9 protein-coding genes and 8 pseudogenes are annotated in these 19,763 nt (G+C 58.6%); 14 read left to right on the forward strand and 3 right to left on the reverse strand.

Features of this window, described 5'->3' with window-relative positions; translation table 11 throughout:
- Positions 1 to 34: 34 nt before the first annotated feature.
- The 5 genes from C8J30_RS17045 (at position 35) to C8J30_RS17065 (ending at position 5,260) form a co-directional block, all read left to right on the forward strand.
- The gene (locus C8J30_RS17045) at positions 35 to 1,159 is read left to right on the forward strand and encodes an AAA family ATPase (protein ID WP_110807150.1); all 1,125 of its coding nucleotides are present in this window, start codon (positions 35 to 37) and stop codon (positions 1,157 to 1,159) included.
- A gap of 52 nt (positions 1,160 to 1,211) precedes the next feature.
- Positions 1,212 to 1,451, forward strand: coding sequence for a hypothetical protein (locus C8J30_RS17050; protein WP_110807152.1), 240 nt, complete (start codon positions 1,212 to 1,214; stop codon positions 1,449 to 1,451).
- 358 nt (positions 1,452 to 1,809) lie between these two features.
- On the forward strand, positions 1,810 to 2,943 hold the full coding sequence (locus C8J30_RS17055) for a hypothetical protein (RefSeq protein WP_220033824.1): 1,134 nt from the start codon (positions 1,810 to 1,812) through the stop codon (positions 2,941 to 2,943).
- Positions 2,940 to 3,386 (forward strand): three component ABC system middle component, encoded by a 447-nt coding sequence (locus C8J30_RS17060; protein ID WP_110807156.1) that lies wholly within the window; start codon positions 2,940 to 2,942, stop codon positions 3,384 to 3,386. The genes C8J30_RS17055 and C8J30_RS17060 overlap by 4 nt, the downstream gene beginning before the upstream one ends.
- A complete protein-coding gene (locus C8J30_RS17065; protein ID WP_110807158.1) occupies positions 3,383 to 5,260 on the forward strand; it encodes a DUF3732 domain-containing protein in 1,878 nt (625 codons plus the stop codon). The genes C8J30_RS17060 and C8J30_RS17065 overlap by 4 nt, the downstream gene beginning before the upstream one ends.
- Before the next feature lie 150 nt (positions 5,261 to 5,410).
- Here C8J30_RS17065 and C8J30_RS17075 read toward each other — a convergent pair.
- Positions 5,411 to 6,206 (reverse strand): annotated as a pseudogene (locus tag C8J30_RS17075) (IS5 family transposase); the annotation flags it as partial.
- 204 nt (positions 6,207 to 6,410) lie between these two features.
- Between C8J30_RS17075 and C8J30_RS18745 the strand changes: the two are divergent.
- From C8J30_RS18745 to C8J30_RS17100, 7 genes and pseudogenes are all read left to right on the forward strand, one after another.
- A pseudogene (locus C8J30_RS18745) lies at positions 6,411 to 6,829 on the forward strand (transposase); the annotation flags it as partial.
- Positions 6,827 to 7,395: pseudogene (locus C8J30_RS17085) on the forward strand (IS5 family transposase); the annotation flags it as partial. The pseudogenes C8J30_RS18745 and C8J30_RS17085, both read left to right, overlap by 3 nt.
- A gap of 210 nt (positions 7,396 to 7,605) precedes the next feature.
- Positions 7,606 to 8,352, forward strand: coding sequence for a hypothetical protein (locus C8J30_RS18405; RefSeq protein ID WP_146227949.1), 747 nt, complete (start codon positions 7,606 to 7,608; stop codon positions 8,350 to 8,352).
- The gene (locus C8J30_RS18410; protein WP_146227950.1) at positions 8,349 to 9,185 is read left to right on the forward strand and encodes a hypothetical protein; all 837 of its coding nucleotides are present in this window, start codon (positions 8,349 to 8,351) and stop codon (positions 9,183 to 9,185) included. The genes C8J30_RS18405 and C8J30_RS18410 overlap by 4 nt, the downstream gene beginning before the upstream one ends.
- A 632-nt stretch (positions 9,186 to 9,817) precedes the next feature.
- Positions 9,818 to 10,075 (forward strand): annotated as a pseudogene (locus C8J30_RS17090) (IS110 family transposase); the annotation flags it as partial.
- A 46-nt stretch (positions 10,076 to 10,121) separates the two neighbouring features.
- A pseudogene (locus C8J30_RS17095) lies at positions 10,122 to 11,594 on the forward strand (IS3 family transposase); the annotation flags it as partial.
- A 123-nt stretch (positions 11,595 to 11,717) separates the two neighbouring features.
- A pseudogene (locus C8J30_RS17100) lies at positions 11,718 to 11,876 on the forward strand (transposase); the annotation flags it as partial.
- Between the two features lie 31 nt (positions 11,877 to 11,907).
- Here the strand turns inward: C8J30_RS17100 and C8J30_RS17105 are convergent.
- Positions 11,908 to 13,194: pseudogene (locus tag C8J30_RS17105) on the reverse strand (IS256 family transposase).
- A 97-nt stretch (positions 13,195 to 13,291) separates the two neighbouring features.
- On the opposite strand from C8J30_RS17105, the pseudogene C8J30_RS17110 reads away from it, so the two are divergent.
- Positions 13,292 to 13,603, forward strand: a pseudogene (locus C8J30_RS17110) (transposase); the annotation flags it as partial.
- 449 nt (positions 13,604 to 14,052) lie between these two features.
- Positions 14,053 to 17,667 (forward strand): SIR2 family protein, encoded by a 3,615-nt coding sequence (locus C8J30_RS17115; RefSeq protein WP_220033825.1) that lies wholly within the window; start codon positions 14,053 to 14,055, stop codon positions 17,665 to 17,667.
- Positions 17,668 to 17,866: 199 nt separating this feature from the next.
- Here C8J30_RS17115 and C8J30_RS17120 read toward each other — a convergent pair whose 3' ends face one another.
- Positions 17,867 to 19,207, reverse strand: coding sequence for an anti-phage deoxyguanosine triphosphatase (locus tag C8J30_RS17120; RefSeq protein ID WP_110807164.1), 1,341 nt, complete (start codon positions 19,205 to 19,207; stop codon positions 17,867 to 17,869).
- Positions 19,208 to 19,763 lie beyond the last annotated feature (556 nt).

Consider the following 19,763-nt stretch of genomic DNA (forward strand, 5'->3'; position numbering starts at 1 on the left):
CCCCCGGTAAGGCTTTGCCTGAAAAGGAAATCCCATGCTCCGCCACAAGATATTGCTGGTCAAATATCCGTCGGACGAGACCCAGAAATCGATCGAACTGCGCCTGTCCGAACACCTCAAGACCCTTCGGCGGGCGATGATCCACGTCGAGTTGGACGCACTCCTGGCCGAGGATCCGCCCCGCCCTGCGGACCCCAAGGCCGCCGCGGACAATCCCCGGCAAATGGCTCCGATCATCACATTGGCAGACGCGGATTGCCGCAAGATCACGCGCCGAGCAAAGCGGTTGATCGAGCGCCGCGAGGCCGCCTCGGGGCTCGCTCACTTGCGCAAAGAAGATCGGGATCGGCTTGCCGCCCTGCGCGACGGTGTCAATCTGATCCGCATCCCGTCGGAGCACCGTGCGGATGAGATCGCAGCGGAATTGCATGCGGAATATCCTTGGATGGCACCTGCAACGGAAATCATCTGGCACGCGTTGCGGAAATCCGTTTGCGAAGGCTGGCCGGGCGTTCGCCTGCCGCCGCAGCTGCTTGACGGGCCGCCCGGGATCGGCAAATCGACTTGGGCACGTCATCTGGCTACCGCGCTGCGCATGCCGTCGATGTCAGTCGAAGCGACGGTCGAGAACGCCAGTTTCGGGGTTCTCGGCTGCCAGCGCGGCTGGGCCACCGCAGGACCCGGGCGGCTGCTCCAGCTGATCCTTCAGGAGAGGGTTGGCAACCCGATCGTCGTGATCGATGAACTCGAAAAGGCTGGTCGTGTGACAGGGACGAATGGCGGGTCCTATGATCTGTGCGGCGGACTGTTGCCACTGTTGGAGCCCGCAACCGCAAGTCATTGGACTTGCCCGTATTTTCAAGTGCCATTTGACTTGGGACAGGTGTCATGGGTGATGACCGTCAACGCGACGCGCCCCCTTCCAGAGCCGCTGCTGAGCCGCTGTCCACCGATCCGACTGCCGCACCTGACGACGTCGGATTTAACCGGCTTTGCCCGCCGCCAAGGCGCGCGGCGTGCTTTGAGCGATGACAGCATCGATGTGATCGTGGAAGCGATCCAAGCGAGCGCAACTCCTGCCCAGCCGATCTCGCTGCGCACGGTGATGAGGATGATCGCGCGTGCCGAGACGCTTGAGGCGGGACCGCGGCAACACTGACAGGCGCCTCAACGCATTGGAGAGATTATGATAAACACACAAGGAGGATGGCATGGCATTTTCATTTGAGGACCGCGCAAGGCAAAAAGCCGAGGCGCGAGCGCGAGATGAAGACCGCCTTGCCAGAGGCGAGATATCAGCCGCGGATCTGCAGAAAGAGAATGCGCATTTCGCACGGGCGCTTGATGGACAGATTGGGCCGTTCCGGGTCGGATTTCCGGTCAAGGGCAAGCCTGGCAAACTGCGGTATATGGAGTTTCCTCCGAACAAGGCCCCAAAGGATGACAGTTGATCGATCACGATCACCATCTATTCCCGCATGACCGCTTCGGGCGGAGCGGCTTAGTCCCTCCACCCGATCAGGCTACTTCGACCAGCCGACGCCCAAAGCGGCAGCTGCATAACAAAGGCGGAAAACTACTTGGAAAACGCCCTGACCCTGTTCAGATCAACAGAGCCACCTCTCACGTCAGGGAAGCCTGATTGACTGCTAGACTTGATACTTTAGTATATCCATAGTTACAAAGAGGCTAGGCTTCTGCACGTTCGATAGGTGGATTATGAATGAGAGGTCGCGCGTCGACAAGACAAGCGCAGAAGACAAGTCAATCGGATTCGACTACCAGTATTACTATTTTTTGAATGAACTCTTGAACCTGAAGAGCGGCCAAACTGCGGGCTACGAAGTTCTAGATGATGTTCACATCGAGCGTGCGGACGGCAAAAAATTGCTCATCCAATTGAAACATACCGTCCAGAAAAATGCACAAGGAAATCCTATAAACCTTACCGCGCTCGACCCTGATCTCTGGAAGTCGATTTCTAACTGGTGCAAAGTGATTGTCGATCCGGCAGACGGACGGACGGCCACGGCTGATCAACTGGCATTTCTGAAGAATACCTCATTTTTGCTTGCATCCAACAAATCCGAAAACGCTCGAAACACTGTCTTGTCTTCGATCGATGAGTTCTGGAACGGCGCAAAACCGCACGCTGGTTTCATAGCGGATATCCAAGCGCTTAAGGCCGAGACCAAAGATGAGACCATCCAAGGATATATAGACGAGCTCCTAAACCTTGACTCTCGTGTATCGGAGGCGTTCCTTCGGAATCTATCGTTCGGACTGGGCCTCGATGAGATCATCGCTCGGTGCAAAGCATCGATTTTGGAAAAGCAAATCCACCCTACCAGGGTCGAAGACGTGTTTCACGCCGTGGACTCCAAGCTCCGAGCGAACTCCTTTGCGACGGTGAAGGCGGGAAGAAAAATCAGCTTAAGCTTTGAGCAATTCAACTTGGAATACCGGAGAGACTTTGACAAGGCGAGAAGTGCGGGGTTCGTGATTCGAGATCTTACCTCCGCCCTTCCTGCAAATCTTTCAGACCAGACCTTCATCAAGCAACTTTTGGACATCGGCGATATTGAGACCGATGACGTCGAAATTCTAACAAAGTTCACCATCATGCGACTGAATTTCCGCGGCAATATTGAGAAGTGGATTCAAGACGGTGATATTACGCAGTCTGATGTCTATGCCCTTGAGCAAGAGGCCGACACTTACTGGGACAACTCTTTTCTCGCCGGTTACCCTGGCCGCAGACCGCCGCCGAACGAGTCGGCGGCAGTGGCAGCGGCGCGGGGTATCGTTCAAGAGCTACGCAAAATCAAACTGCCCCTCGCCTCTCAGGATCTACCCATCAGAATGAGCAACGGCGGCTTCTACGAATTGTCCGATCGGCCCGTCATGGGTTGGCAGCACAACTGGAAAGATCTGTATAATTGAAACTGAGCAGCTTCTATAACAATCTGGGAATTGATGCTTTCGCGATCTCAGCTGTTTTGGAGAAGGCGGAGTTTCTGACGTTCCCGCGCTTGATGTTAATCCTTCCGATTATCGCGCACCGCGAAATGGTAAGGCAATTCGCACGTGCTCAGTTCCAAATCGTTAGTTTTGAGCAGTATTTTATCGAGAACACGCAGAATTTTTACAACTTCTCCGAACGCTATCACGCCTGTCTGGCACCCACTGTCAATGCGCTTCAGTTGCTAAACGAGATTGGCTCCCTTGAATTTCGCACTGAAGGCGCTGCTATTGTCTCTCCGATCCCGATCACCGCGGCCCTAGGCAGCCGGGCTGATCGGATTCATCGCGCTTCGTCCAATGTCGCTGCAATCATCTCGGGTAGTGTCGACGTTTTCTACCTCAATGCGAGGATTGAACTGTGAAATTTCATATCGAAAGCCTTAATCTCTGGCTAACCAACGGCAAAATCCGGACTCTGCCATTCCGTCCCAACAAGGTGAACGTGATCACTGGCGCCAGCCACACGGGTAAGACCGCAATCCTCGATATCTTCGATTATTGTTTCTTCGCCAGTCGGCACCGCATTTCGGAAAGCGTCATCAACGAAAGTACCCTTTGGTATGGCCTAAAAATCCACGTAAACGACAAAGTCTATACACTGGCAAGAAGGGCACCAACTGGCCCAGCGGTCTCAAATGAGTATTATTTCTCCTCCATCGGTGAGATCCCCGAAGGAGCTCCAGAGGCAAACATTCGGGAATCGGCTCTGAAGGTGCTGCTCAGCGCTGATTTCGGTATCGACCAAGATGTGAAAATCCCATTCGGTGGGCAATATCTGCAGGCAGGTTCGCGTATATCGCTTCGCTATTTCCTGCTGTTCAACACAATCTCACAGGACATCATCACCCACAGTGAGCAGTTTTTCGACAAGCAGGATCAGCCGCGTTACCGAGAAGCATTGCCTCGCATATTCGACATCGCAGTAGGGATCGATACTGTCGAAAACATCCTCAAACGCGATAAGCTCACGCAGCTCGAAAAGCGATTGGCGCGCCTGCAGAAGCAATCGGCAAAAGCAGCCACAAATCGTGAAGCGTTTCACGCAGAGCTTGCCGAGACGACTGCTCGGGCAATGTCCTACGGACTTATATCCGACAATTCTGATGCCGAGCAAGCGGTGGCGGATTTACAGCGGATGGTTTCTGAAAGAGAGACGGGCTCGGAATCGTTCGTCTCAGGGAGGCACGCGGAAATCTCTGCCGAACTCTATCGGGTTTCCCGAAAAATAAACGGACTTCGAAAATTCCTCAGCGAATATAGCGCGCACAAGGGTGTGCTGTCAGTAACCGCCGACAGCCTAAAGCCGATCGCCTATCTCCGAGACAACCACGCGGATACCGTTCGCACTTCCGTCTTTTTCGAAATCCTTGAGCGGCTGGAAAAGGGTTTGATAGAGATCAAGAAAGAAGTCTCTAAAAAAAACCCTCTGGACAGCAATGTCGGAGAGTTAATCAAAGAACTGGAAGGCCGACGCGAGCAACTAAAGCGCGAACTTCAAGCCTTGCCTTCGGACAGCTCGGTCTTCGAGAACGAGAAAGAGAAATATATTTTCATCGGCGAGACGAAGGCCAAACTTGAATTAGTCGCGGGAACGGAGCGAAACAGTACGCGCAATTTCGAAGCTGACGTTGAAGATCTGGAGAGGCAAATTGGCGAAATCAATGTCCTGTCAGCGGAGGAGCGCCAGAAGCATTTCACCAGCGTTCTCGATGAGATAATCCAAGAATATATTGCTTTGTGCAATGTGGCTCTTGGCAATTACGGAGAATATCGCTCAGCCTTCGACAATAAGGAAAAGAAGCTTCATTTAAGAAAGCCAAAAACTGCGTTCATAGAAAACGTTGGCAGCAGCTCAAATCATATGTTCCTCCACCTGTTTCTTTTCCTTGGATTGCACGAGGTCATCATGGCGAATGGAGGGCAGCATGTCGCGCCATTTCTCATTATCGATCAGTTTTCCAGGCCATATTGGGGCGATGACGAGAACGGCAGCGCGAAGAGTGAGCAACCCGATGAGTGGGATCGAGACGTTAACGAGAGCGACGTCGCCAAAGTTCATTCCGCCCTCAAACTGCTCGACCATTTCATTTCCCAGGCGAACAGCATGGGCAAGGAATTTCAAATCATCCTGTTCGAGCACATCAAACCGAAATATTGGGAAAGTTTAGAGAATTTCCATCTCGTCGAGATATTCCGGGACGGCAATGCCCTAATTCAAGGCGCACAAGCACGCTAGGTGTTTGATCCCACGGTTTGATGGTGCGATCCTTTCGAAGGAATGGAAGGAAGCACTATGGGACAAGTTCGTCACGGGAGCGCCACGACCACGCACGCCGTCAGAGCTGCAATACAGCGATCGCAAGCTTCGCTCGCGCAGCTGAGCCGGGATGCAATCGACCTCGGGCTCATGCAGGGCATAGATCTTGTCACGTCCTTTCGGTTCTTGGCTCAGCAGGCGTGAGACCAGAACCAGCCGGTCGAGGATACGTTCGCGCAAGTCCCGCAGCACCCGGCCAGTGTAACCTTTCAACGTTCTCAGCGCCTTGCGCATGCGCTTGAACTGTTTGGCATGGGCGTAACGGCCAACGCGCACCGCCAGACGCGGGGCAAGGCGGGCGTAGCTCTGGCGTAATTCCACCCCGGCCTCGACCGCCAGCGCCACCAGCTGCGCCCGTGCCCGTTCATAAAGCCGGGCGTCGGTCGGGTGGGCGATGGTCTTCTCCATGATGGTGGTGTCGACCGCCACCCGCTTCAGGCTGCCCGCATCGAGCGCCCCGGCCTTCTGCCCGGCGAGGATCGTCTGCGTCAGCATCCATTCCACACCTTCCTCGCCAATCCTCTGCCGCCAGCGGGTCAGCGACGGGGGGGTCGATCGGCGGCCGATGCTGAAAGAACGTCTCGCCGGTGAAGTGCTGGTAGTAGGGATTTTCGACCCAACGCGCGACGACTGCCTCGTCCGAGAGCCGAAACGCGTGCTGCAGATAAAGCAGCCCGGCGACCAACCGGGGCGGCGTGGCCGGGCGGCCGGTGCCCGAGGGGAAGAACCCGGACCATTGCTCCTCGAACACCTCCCAGTCGATCAGCGCGGCGAGTTTCACCAATTCGTGGCGCGGGTCGATCATGTCGACCAGACGCGGGCGCAGCAGGTCGTCTTGTTCCGGCGGGCGGGAGCGATGCTTCATGCGGCGAACCGAAATTGCAGGGTTTCGAGCGGAATAATAGGAAACCCTGCAGGACATGACGAGAAAAACCGACAGTTCTGCGCAGGAAATCAGAGGCTTCGCAGTTGTTCAGGGCGAACTCAGTACGGTGGACCGCGGTTCCGACGGCCCGGTCTTCATGTCCTCGACTGTCGCCCGCTTGCGCCACTTTTCCACCGTCTTGGGGTTGATGCACAGTTCTCCAAGGGCAAGGCGCGGGTGCGGTATGAATTCGGCTGCAAGGTCAGCATAGCCACGACGCTCGACGAGAGCTTGTCGTCGGCATGCGCAGCTTTGCGGGCAACCCTTACGACGGTCACACGCTGGGCGCCGCGCTTGAGCAGGCGGAAATCCTGACCGAGCGCCTCCCCCCCGAACTGGTGGTGGTCGACCGCGGCTATCGCGGCCACGGCGTTGACAAAACTCAGGTTCTGATCAGCGGCACGAGGCGCGGTCTGACGCCTGCCCTGGCCGCCGATCTGCGGAGGCGGGCGGCGATCGAGTTCGAAATCGGCCACATAAAGACCGACGGTCGGCTTGCCCGAAGCCCGCTGAAGGGCGTGATCGGCGACGCGCTCTTCGCGGTGTTGTGCGGCTGCGGCAACCGCTGGGAACGCTGAAGCGACAACGGGGTCTTCGCCCGGATCATGATTGGCTTGGCCTCCGAGAGCGCCGAACACAAGACGATCATGATCGACGCGACCTATCTCAAGGCGCACCGCACGGCGTCAAGCCTTGGGGTGAAAAAGGGGGGCGCGGGCGCCAGATTGGCCGAACCAAAGGTGGCATGAACACCAAGCTGCACGCCGTTGCCGATGCGAGGGAACGGCCGATCGGGTTCTTCATGTCGGCCGGCCAGGTCAGCGATTACACCGGCCCTGCGGCGCTTCTGGGCGACCTTCCGAAAGCGGGCTGGCTGCTCGCCGATCGAGGTTATGATGCCGATTGGTTCAGAGACGCGTTGAAAGACAAGGGGATAAAGATCTGCATCCCCGACCGGAAGTCTCGCAAGAAGGCAGTGAAATACGACAAGCGCCGCAACAAACGGCGCAACCGCATCGAGATCATGTTTGGGCGCCTGAAGGATTGGCGGCGCGTTGCAACCCGATACGACCGCTGTCCAGAGACCTTCTTCTCCGCCATCCTGCTCGCCGCAATCGTCCTGTTCTGAACCTAGGCTTTGCGGCCCGATGAAGGTGGTCCACACTGAATAGGAAGAACGCGAGGGAACCACTTCACGACAGCACCGCACTACTATATGGTTGACGTAGGATCAGTGATGCAATGCACACTTTCCGTTCTTGAGTGGAGTCAATGCGGATTTTGCATCCTTTATGGTTTCGCTATCTGCTGGGCGCAGAGGCAGTAGGAGTTGTGCAACGTGGATTTGAATGCCGATATCGTAAATGAAGAAATATCTCGTATTGCAAGGGAGAAATGGGGGAGAGATAATAGAGTTTTGCTTGTATCTCAGCTTGGATCGCGCATTTCCGCGGATGTCAAGAAATTTATAACAGAAAGTGGTGGCGGCTTAAAGCGCTATATCGCGAATCAGAATGGCGCGAAATTTAGATATATTGACTTTCCTTCAAAGGGTGGAGCAATAGCTCCAAGGGATCTGACCAGCCACCTCAGTGACGATGATCTGGAAGCGTCATTCAGATCTGGTGGCGCTATATCTTCATCTTCTGATCTCAGGGCGCCTGTTTATCGGAGGGAAATATGGATGGCTTTTCAATCCGCGATAGCTGAGGGTTCTCGACGCTACATACGTTTCGATAGCCACGGGAGGCCAGAGGCGATTGACTTGGATCGTGAAATTGAAAATCCAAGTGAAGCCTTTGAGGTTTTGGGGAAAGATATTGTTTTAGGCGCGGTGGGAATTGAGGGGAAATTATCCGTTGGCGCATCAATCAAGGCGTGGGCTGAAAGAAATTCCATTGAATTAACGCGCATTGAATTTAAGCCAGGGCATCCAGTCAAAAACAACAAAACCGCAAGTGCTGAGAGCAAACGGAAGCCATATCTTGCGGATGCCTTGAATCTTCTCAGCGATGAAGAACTTCGCAGAATAAGCATTCCTGCGGATCTTGTGATGGCCATGATGCGACGGTTGACTTTGAATTGATCGACAAAAGAATCGCAGTCTTCAGCGGATTTAATACTTCGATTGTTGATTTGATGCGGCCCCACTTGAAGGGGCGGAATATAGATGTTGTCTGCGTGAGGCTGTGCGGAAACGGCTATTTTGAGGCGCTCGCAAAGCAACTTCTGTTCGAGATTGATCGCTTAAAAGGGGCGCGCAGCGATGTCAGATTTTTTGTAATTTTAGTCAGCGCAATCGCCGAGGATAAGCTTGACGACGAGTATGTTTCTTTTTTTCCTGCACTCATTCGCCTAGGTATTCAAAAAGATCAAGCAAATAATAAATCCGCCACGAAGAAAATTGTGGAACGAATAGATGCACTATTTAGGGATGAATCTTTTGTGGATTTGATTAAGACAGTATCGGCCAGGAAAAAATCGCACTTGCTTCTCCCTGTGCGGAATGCTGCCGAGACTAGCTTGCGGAAAATGTTTGATGAAATATATGCCGGAGGAGAGCTTCGGTCGAAGGAGGGGCGATTTTCTGCAGAGCTTGAAATTTTTGAAAAAACGGTTTTGAAAAAGATTACGGTTATACGTCGATCCAAGGCATTAAAAATGGGCGCGATTAGTTTTGCTCCTGTATTAAATGGTCCTGCGCACCCAATCAGGAGGTGTACGGACACTGCTGTGTGCGATGTGAAGGCAAAATTGCGTTTTGGCGCACTTGTCGCTGAACGGTTTGAATTTGACGTGACGTGCGACCGAAAGTTGTCAGCGAAATCCTTCTATTTGTGCGGTGGGGGCGACATCAAACCAAGCCAAGAGGATACGCATCTCAACATGCGGATTAATGATGACTTTAAAGGAGGATGAGAAGCGGGAACAAACGTTCCCACTTCTCTAAAAGTTTTGGTTACCAGCCTAACATGATCTCAACGAGCCAGCCTTGAAAGGCTGATTACCCTCGCGATCTCTGCCGCTCAAAACCCAGTAGCTAACTGAGGCCAAAACCACCCAATATAACCCTTTCGGGATTACACAGTAGCTTTTGGCGGCACGAGCTGGGACTAAAGTTTGGTACATACACTTCAGCTTGCCCAGCAGAGCATGATCACGTCGAGCATTTTGCGGCCAGTCGCTCGGCTTGTCAAGGCGACTCGCGCAAGTTTTTTTCATATTTTCGCGCCAAGCCACGCCTAACATTTTGAAAATTTGTTAGTATTCACCCCAAACGGTGCTGTGTTGCACAAATCTGTGGAGGCCTGCCCATCCCCCAGATTCATGCAACACAGCCCACGCCACGGCGATCACCGCGCCATAGCGCGACAATCCTCAGATACTGAACGACTGCCAAGGTCTGAGTTTTGACACATGGGGTAATCGCGGGAGCGAGTCACCCCGAACCGTAGTGCCTTGCGGATTTTGGGCCGGTGGTTGTTCCCCGATAGGATGCAGATACGGGCTCACGATGGACATCGGGCCCAGACATCGACAGGAGAACAACCATGTGTGACTATATCGGCCTGGACATATCCCTGAAAGAGACGGCGATTTCCCTGCGCCGGGGCGGCCAACGGGTCTGGCGCGGCAAATGCACCTCGGATCCAAGCGCAATTGCAGCGCTTCTTCGGCGGCGCGCACCCGATGCAACGCGGGTCGTATTTGAGACTGGTCCGCTGTCGGTTTGGTTCTTTCATGCCCTGAGTGCCGAAAGGGTTCCGGCGATCTGCATCGACGCGAGACATGCAAAGGCCGCGCTCGACCACCCTCTGTCAGGAAAGTTGTCGCGGTCCCACGATCTGAAATTGTATGCTTTGCGGGGCGAGATGGGATGGAGACGTGGCGTATTCAGCTGAGAGGAAGGCGGCGGTTCTGACGAAGATGCTGCCGCCGAACAACGTGCCGCTCGCACGGCTGGCGAAAGAGGAAGGGATCAGCCCGGGCACGCTTGCGAAGTGGCGAGCCGAGGCGCGGGCGAAGGGGCAGTTTCTGCCCGATGCCAATGCGGGGCCTGAGGGCTGGACCTCGGAAGACAAACTGGCGGCGGTCATTGAGACGGCCAGCTATAACGCGGTCGAGCTCGGCGAATACTGCCGGAGGCGGGACATTTATCCCGAGCAGCTTGCGGTCTGGCGCGAGGCCTGCGCGCGGGCGAATGACTGGGAACGGGCGGCCACGACGCGGATCGCGCGCGAGGCGAAGGATGACAAGAAGCGGATTCAGCAGCTTGAACGCGAACTGGCGCGCAAGGAGAAAGCGCTGGCCGAGGCCGCCGCGCTGATGATCTTGCGAAAAAAGGTGGATGCGATCTGGGGCCGCAAGGAGGGCGAGGACGAATGACCTCAGCCTCGGATCGCGCGGAAATTTCTGCCCTTGTGGAGGAGGCGAGGCAGGCGGGGGCGGGCCGCGGCACCGCCTGTGCCGAAATCGGCCTGCACCCGCGCACGCTCTCGCGCTCGACCAGATCGTGGAGATCTGCGCGAGCCCCGAATTTGCCAGCCTGCCGCCAAGCCAGATCGTGCCGCAGCTGGCCGACCAGGGCTGCTATATCGCCTCGGAATCGAGCTTTTACAGGGTGTTGCGCGCGTGCGACCAGAACCACCGCCGCGGCCGGGCGCGACCGGCAACACGCCACAAAGCCCCGACGAGCTTCGAGGCGAAAGGCCCGTGCCAGGTCTGGTCGTGGGACATAACATGGCTGCCGGGGCCGATCGCGGGCGCCTTTTTCTACCTCTATCTCATCGTCGACATTTACAGCCGCAAAATCGTCGGCTGGGAGGTGCATGACCGGGAAACGGCCGACTTCGCGGCCGCGCTGTTGCGCCGCGCGGTCTGGGCCGAGCACTGCCTGACCCACCCGCTGGTGCTGCACGCCGACAATGGCAGCCCGATGAAAGGTGCTACGATGAAGGTGACGATGGAGCGGCTCGGCGTCATCGCCTCGTTCAGCCGGCCGCGGGTCTCGAACGACAACCCCTTTTCCGAGGCGCTGTTCCGGACCTGCAAACATGTGCCGGGCTGGCCGCCCCGCGGATTTGTCTCGATCGCCGCGGCGCGCGACTGGGTGCAGGGTTTTGTGAGATGGTACAACACCGAGCATCGCCACAGCGCGATCCGCTTCGTCACGCCGATCAGCGCCATCGGGGCGCGGAGGCGGCGGTGCTGAGCAACCGCCACCGGATCTACGAGGCAGCGCGCGCGGCGCATCCGGAACGCTGGTCAGGCAAGACGCGGCAATGGACGCCGATCGGCTCGGTCTGGCTGAACCCGGAGCGGCCGGAAGCCGGGCGCAAAGGCCATGGGGGCGACGACGCGCTCTCCCACAAAGCTGGCGGCGACGCCCCCATGGACGGGCCCGCCGAACGCGCAGCCTGAAAACTGGGGATCGTGACAACTTCTTTGACAAATACCGTTCGCGGCCGCGCCGCTGAACTTGGCAGCCAGCTGCTGCAGCTCTCCCGGCGCAGCGAGGCCTGCCAGCGGCTGATGTCCATCCCCGGCATCGGCGCGACCCCCGCGATGTCTTTCACCACGGCTATCGAAGACCCCGAGAACTTCCGGAACTGAGATATGGCCGAAAGTTGGTGACGCCGGATCAGGCGGCGGTTTGAAGTTGGCGCAGGCCGTCTCGAAACTCAACCCCTTGGATGATCTCGGGCAGGCGGTTCCGTCCGTCGAGCTTGCGCCATTTGCCCTGCGCGGCGATCATCAGCTTGAAGGCCATGGCCAAGCCGGTCTGGCGGCTCAGGCACCCCTTGGTGCGTTTCGTCCGGTGGCGGACCGTGGCGAAGGTGCTTTCGATCGGGTTTGACGTTCGGATGTGTTTCCAGTGTTCGGCCGGGTAGTCGTAGAAGGTCAGCAGCGCGCTGCGATCCTTGACCAGCTTGTCGACTGCCTTGTCCCATTTCACGCCGTAGGTTGCGACGAAGAAATCGAAGGCGGCCTCAGCTTCAGCGCGGGTCCCGGCCTGCCAGATGTCGTGCAGATGGCCCTTTGCCTTGGGCTGCACCGATTGCGGCAACGCATTGAGAACGTTCATCGTCTTGTGGACCCAGCAGCGCTGCTCCCGCGTCGTGGCGAAGACCTCCCGCAGGGCGGTCCAAAACCCCAGGGCGCCGTCGCCGATGGCCAGTTTCGGATCCTGTGTCAGACCACGCCGCCTCAGATCCAGCAGCACCTCGCGCCAGCTTTGGGTGCTTTCGCGAAAGCCGTCGGTCATCGCCAGCAACTCCTTGCGGCCATATTCATCGGCGCCCACGATCACCAGAACGCATTGTTTTTCCTCAGCCATGCGCGGTTTGAAGTAAACGCCGTCGGCCCAAATGTAGAGGAAACGACGCGCGCCGAGGTCGCGTTTCTGCCAGGCCTCGTAGTCGTGCCACCAATCGGCCTTCAGCCGCGTGATCGTCGTGGCCGAGAGCCCCTTCGCGTTCGGCCCCAAGAGCGCCGCCAGCGCCTCGGTGAAATCGCCCGTGGACACGCCCTTGAGGTAAAGCCACGGCGTTCGGCATTTCCTTCGAACCGATGGCAGTCAATGCCTCACTTCCTCGACCGATTTCGCTTTGCGAAGGTAGCGCGGCAGGATGCTCGGCGTGAAGCTGATCTTCTCCTCGCCGGTTCCCCGGTCGCGCAGGCGCGGCACCTTCACGGCAACCGGCCCGATCCCGGTCAGCACCTCGCGCTCCGGCAAGGTTCCGTGGCGCACCAGCCGCGCCCGGCCATCGGCGAGTTTTTCCGCCGAAAAGGCGGCCAGAAGTGCCGCCAGCTCCGCCTCGATCGCCTGCTCGATGAGCTTGCGCGCGCCAGCCCGGATCACCTCGGTCAACGCATCGGGAGCGAAACCCGATGGATCGGGCAGTCGGGTGATGGTATCGTCGTTCATGTGGCATATCCCTTTCTCGGCTGAGAATTGACGGCGTCTAGACACCGCCATGATATGCCGCCCCTCCGGGCATCACCAACTTTCGCGCGTTGCTCTCCGGAACTCCCGATCAGTCGCTGCCTGGATAGGGCTGACCACGCGCCGCTATCAGTCCGGCGAGGTCGACTACGACGGCCATATCTCGCGACGCGGGGACGCCCATCTGCGGGGCTTGCTTTACGAGGCGGCCACCGTGGTGCTGACCAGAACAACTGCCGACAGTGCGCTGAGAACCTGGGGCCTGAAGCTACGGGAGCGGATCGGCTTCAAGCGCGCCGCCGTCGCAGTGGCGCGCAAGCTGGCGGTGATCATGCACGCGATGCTGAAATCCGGTCAGACTTTCCAACGACACGCCGAACCCGTGGTCTGAGCCGCAACCGATACGCGTCGACCTTCGACGCGACCCGGACGTCCTTGCCGGGACGTAGCCAGAACCATTCCGCCGAGGCTGTTGCACCATCCGATCCGTCCAAGTCGATGCGTGCGCTTCACACATTGGAAGGTTCTCCGCGAAGCCCCACCATGCGGCGGCACATGCCGACCGCGAAGATGACACTGCTCCCGGCACACGATGTCCCCACCACGCAGAAAGGTCTTGCAGTATGACATGCGATTAGATGACAGCCTCGGCCCATTGCTGACGGTTGGCGCCTAAAAATGCCGCGATGCGGCGCTAGCCAAAGCCGCCGCCCGGCTGGTGCTGCAGCTAACTCTTGTCTCCATGCTCATGTAACTCGTATTCACGTTGCGGCGATGGTAAAAGCTGATGACGTCGCTCGCCTCCGTGCTCGCCCTATTTGAAAGTCCTCTCCCTTGTCCTTGCGCTTCTCGCATCATGGCCCGGAATTCCCCTCTGCACTTATCGACGCGCTGATGGCCGGGGACGTCGTGTTCCTCTGCGGCACAGGTATCAGCGCGCCGCAGCTCCCCGACTTCAAGTCCCTGGTCGACCAAACATATGCGCGACTCGGCGTAGAGATGAATGCGTCGGAGCAGCGGTCTTATGATAGTCAGCGTTTCGAAGAAGTGCTTGGCGCCCTAGGTCGCCGGCTCGCAGATCCCGAGGCGATGGTGCGCACGGCCTCCGAACTGCTTGCGGTGCCCGCCGGTCCGCGGCTTGATCACCACCGCACCGTGCTTCGACTTTCGCGCGATCTCAGCAATCGCGTCCTCACCGTCACCACCAATTTCGACACGCTGCTTGAGCGAGCGCTAGGACTACCTGCGCCGCTGGTCCGATCGCAGAGCTTTGCGGGCCAGTCACTCCCCGCGCCGGGCGGCGCCGGCTTTTCGGGCGTCATCCATATCCATGGCAGGCTGGTGGACCCGACCCTCGACCTCGATCCGACGCCGTTGGTCCTCACCAGCGCTGACTATGGCGACGCTTATATGCGCTCGGGCTGGGCCTCACGATTCCTGTTCGATCTCGCCCGCTGCAAGACCATCGTCCTCATCGGCTACAGTGCCAACGATGCGCCGGTCCGCTATTTCCTCAATGTGCTGGAGGCCGACCGCGCCCGTTTTCCGGACCTTCGCCCGGTTTATGCCTTTGACGCCTATGGAAATGATCCTGTCGAGGCAGAGGCGGGTTGGGGCACGCTTGCGGTCACGCCGCTCACTTATTGCAAGCTCAACCCCGTAACCGGTGTCCCAGATCATTCGCCGCTCTGGGACGACCTCCACCGGCTTGCCAACATCATCGAGCGTCCCAAGCGATCACGGGAAGAGCGCGCGCGGCAGATCCTCATCGGCGACAGCCGCGCGCTCACCTATCAGCGACTGCGCGAGCTTTCTTGGCTATTCACCGATCGCAGCGATCTCTGGCCAGTCGCGCTTGACGCCATCACCGATCCGGGCTGGTTCCGCGTCCTTCATGACAACAATCTCTGGTCGGCTCGAGACGCCACTTGGGTGATTTCCAACTGGATCTCGCGCGATTTCGAGGCCCCCCAGTGTTTTACGATTGCCGTCGAGTGGCACGCGATCCTCGGATGCGAATTCCTCGCTCGTCTCGACCAACGACTACGGCAAGCCCCGCCTGCATCGCCCTTCTGGCTCAAGGCCTGGCGCATACTGCTTTCGGCCGGGCCGGCCGAGCGTGCCGACGACTTCGAGGAGAATGCCTTCGCCATCAAGCAAAGGCTCGCTTCAGGCGTGATCCTTGACTGCGAACTCGCGCAATCGGTGACGCTGCTTGCGCCGGTACTCGTGGCCCGTCGACCTTGGCAGCTCCACGAGAATGTCGGGGAGGAGGTGGCGGAAGCGGCCGAACTGCGACTGTCGAGACTGGTCGCGCTCGATTTCCAGGTCATCGACGAATACGAGGCGACCGAGATTATCGAAGCCTTGGATTCAATCGACGACTATGCGGTGCGGATCCTCGAACTTGGCAGCGAAGTTCTGCGCTCTTCGCTTCATCAGGCGGTCGATCTCGGAATGATTATCGAGGATTACGACACGAGCGACTATAGCGTTCCCTCAGTCGAGGATCATGGCCAGAACGCGCATCACAGCGGCGTGATCTTCCTTGTTCGCGCGACCGTGAACGCTTTCTCCAAAGCGGTCGCCGTTGATAGTGATCGCGCCCGTGCGCAGGCGGCGCAATGGCGGACCTTGCCTGGGCGGATGGGTACTCGGCTAATGCTCCATGCGGCGCGTGACGCAGCTGTCTACTCGGCGGACGAGGCGCTGCAGTTGCTTCTTGAGCTGGAGGACACCGATTTCTGGATCATCCGCCGTGAGTTTGCCCTAGCACTGCGCGACAGGGCGGCACATGCCACACCTTCGCACCTCGCTGCCGTCGAGGCCCGGATCCGGACAAGTGGCGACGCCTATTATGCCCGCTACCTACTGAAAGAAGGCCAGGTCGACTGGCGCGCACATGCTCGCGACAGCGCGGTCTGGCTCCGCCTGAAGATGCTCGATGCAGCAGGCGTGCTCTCGGAGGTGGGCCGCGCCGAACTCCACGCAATCGTGGCGCGAAGGCCTCATCTCGATCGTGCGGTCGAGGACAGCGACTTTTTCAGCTCATATATCTACAGCGGGCGGGCCGTGGTGGGAGACAGCGAGCCGATCGCCGAGCCCGATACCGACGATCACCTGAAGGTCGCCGCGGAACTCAGCGTGAGCCCCGACATCGATCGGCAGATGGGGTGGCGCAGCTATTGTCGCCTCGACCCGAGAGGCGCGTTCGAGGCACTCGCGGCCGCCGACCTGACCGCGCCCAATGTCGCCTTGTGGGATGATCTGTTGGCGGCGCTAGCGTTCCGCAATGACGAAAAGGATGCGCCGCTGCGCAACAAAATCGCTATCGATGCCCTGGCGCACCTTGAGGAGCTCGACATGCAAGCCCTCCAGCCGATCGCTGCGAGCGCGGTCGATCTGCTGATGTTCGGTCCGCGTCGACTCATCAGAAATCTTGAGGACTGGTGCGACCGGCTCTGGCATGCGGTAAAGCTTGCCGACCATGAGATCAACTTCGAGAAGAACCTCTACGAAACCGCCATTAACCGCGCCGCCGGCAGGCTGACGCAGATCCTCCTCGAAGAGCTCAATCACACACGTATGACCAAAGGACCACATGAGGTACGCCAGCGCGCGCGGCTAGCCGTGGTCGCGAGCGACGACAGTGAGGCGGGAATCACCGGGCGCGCGGTGCTCATCCACGACTTTGCCTTCATACTCCTTGCCGACGCTGTGCTGGTTGAGGCGCATCTTCTGTCACGTTTGTTGGCGGACACGGATGAGGCGCGTGGACTGCGCGCGGTGCTTGTGTCGCACAGCAGCATCAGTCCTGAAGTCACCATGGTGGCGCCCGGAGCTGTGTTGCGCGGTGTCGTCGAGACCCGCGCCGATTGTGGTTTTGCTGCGCAGATCGCATCTGGCATTTTGCGACCAGCGCTCGCGTCGGTAAGCGGCGACGAAGCCGACCGATGGGGAATTGGCGAAGCCGATGTCGGCCGCGCATTACGCGAAGCGCCGCTCAAGATCCGCACCGGCACGCTCAATGTCTTGGTCAGCTGGATGCACAATGACAAGCGCGGCGCTGAAGAGGCCTGGGAAAAGATGGTTGCACCCTTCTTCGACCGGGTCTGGCCAAAGGAACGCCGCTTCGTCGACGATGCGCACAACCGTGACCTAATGGCAATCGCGGTAGGCTCGGGAAGGTTTTTCCCGGAGGCGGTGGCCAAGCTGCGGCCTTTTTTCAGCCCCTATGCGCGCGCGCGTGCCAGCGTTCACCCAATCAAGCAAAGCGAAGCGCCCGAGGCGTATCCGCATCAGGTGCTCGATCTTCTATGGCTGATTTTCGGCCCGACCGGCAGCAGCAGTTACGACATGGCTGACATTCTGGATCGCCTAGTCGCCGCAGATCCTTCAATAGAGATCGACCGTCGATATCAGTCTCTCGAACAGCGAACTATTCGTCTTCGCTAAGCCTGCCGTAGGCACTGTGCTTATCAAGCCGAAGTAACCAAGTTCGACCAGAGGAACTATGAGATTTCCAGACCACTTTTACGCAAAGCTGCTCACGACCACTTAATTTCCGGGTTGGTTGCGGCACGAACTACCGGGTTCGACAACCGCAGTGCTTTCCGATAATGGCGGCTATGGACGAAGCTGCCCCCGGTTCTCCTCACAGACTGTCGAACACGGACCCCATCCGTGGCGCGAACAGCCGCTCATAGGTCTTCAGCAGATAGGTGTCCGTCATCCCGGCCACGAAATCGCTGATGATGCGCAAGTCGCCGCCCGCGGCCTGCAATCGCGCATGCGCATCGCGCGGAAGAAGTCGCTCCGGGTCCGATTGCAGCGCTTCGAACACCGACACCACCATGGATTGACCCTTGAATTCCAGGTGCTGCACGCCGGGGCTGCGGATCACCTCCGCCATGATGAAATCCTTCAGCGCCTTCAGAAATCTGGCTTGTCCCTCCGACACAGCCACACGCCAGCGCAGCAGGGGCTCGCGAAATTCCGGTTTTTCTTCGAAGGCGACGGCGGTGACCAGATGGCCCACCAACCGGCCGATCCAGCGCTTTCGGCTATCGCTGCCGCCGAACAGTCCGGCGACCATCGCCTCATAGGGATCATTGCTCTCGGCCGGGGCCTTTTGGCGCCGGGCCTCGAGGAAGCTGTCGCATGCCTCTGGCGGAACCTGATCCCGGAACTGCCCGGGCGTGACCAGGCGCAGGGCAATGGCGTCCTCGAGGTCGTGAACGCCGTAGGCGATGTCGTCGGCCAGATCCATGATGCTGCAATCGAGCGATTTGTGCAGGGTACGGGCGTGCTTGCCCTCGCGGGTCTCGATCCGCGTGAATTCTGCCCGGTCGGGTGCCGTCAGCGGGGCGAGGATCCAGTCCACCACATCCGTCTCGCAGGTCAGATAGCCCTTGGGCGGGGTCGAGGCTGGCAGGTCGATGGTCCGCAGCACCGAAAGCCCGCTCTGCAACTGCGGTCGGATCGCGGGGGTCAGCAGCGCCGAGAGCGGGGCCGGGTATTTCAGCACGCCAAGCATCGAACGCCGGGACAGGTTCGCCCCGGCCTGCGCTGAAAAATTCTCCAGCCGTGCCAGCAGGCGCAGGGTCTGACCGTTGCCTTCGAACCCGCCCGCCTCGCGCATGCAATAGTTCAGCGCCACCTCGCCTCCATGACCGAAGGGCGGATGGCCAAGATCATGCGCGCAGGCGATGGCGTGGATCTGGCTGCGATCCGGAAGAACGGCGGTGGCGGTATGATCCGGAAAGCTTTTCGCAAGCTGGCGCACAAGGCCACCGGCGATCTGTGCCACCTCCAGCGAATGGGTCAGCCGGGTACGGTAGAAATCGCTGTCGCCGAGGTTCAGGATCTGGGTCTTGCCCTGCAGCCGCCGGAAGGAGGCCGAATGGATCACCCGCGCGTAATCGACATCCCCGATGTCGCGGGCATCTTCCGCTTGCGGCGTCCAGCCCTCGCGCCGCGCATTCCAGTCCGTCATGTCAGCCTCTCCTCGCATCGCTGATGAACGCCGCATCGCAGGCAGGACCATAATACCATCGGTATCGCGCCTGAACCCTGACCGCCATGGCGAGCCAAGAGGAGCATAAGAGACAGACGTCCATTCGGGGCGCGGATTTTCGGCATCGACATAAGCCCGGCCCATGCAGGCGGCTTCACCGCGCAGGCGCGAAAGGGAAAAAGCGCACCCGGAAAAAAATGGCCGTCCGAATTCCGATCGCGAAGTTGTGATTGAGGTGAGGTCAGAACGGTCGACGGCGTCACATCTGCAGCTCGGCGACGTCGTCCCGGATTTGAATGAAATGAAAAGCCGGGCCCGCCTTGTCAAGCCCCCGGAGCCGCGGGAATTGACAAGAAAATCCGGCCGTTGCGGTTAGCCCACACCGGTTTGGCCGACGAAAATAGGCTTGATCGCCCCAGAATTTGGGCCTTATCTCATCTCCATGATGACCCAGAACACGCATATCACCCCCGCCGCCTCCCGGCTCATACGCTGATCCCTCCGGATCGGACGTGGGGTTTCGTGTCTCGCATCG

Source organism: Rhodobacter viridis (genome assembly GCF_003217355.1).
GTDB classification, from domain to species: Bacteria; Pseudomonadota; Alphaproteobacteria; order Rhodobacterales; family Rhodobacteraceae; genus Rhodobacter; species Rhodobacter viridis.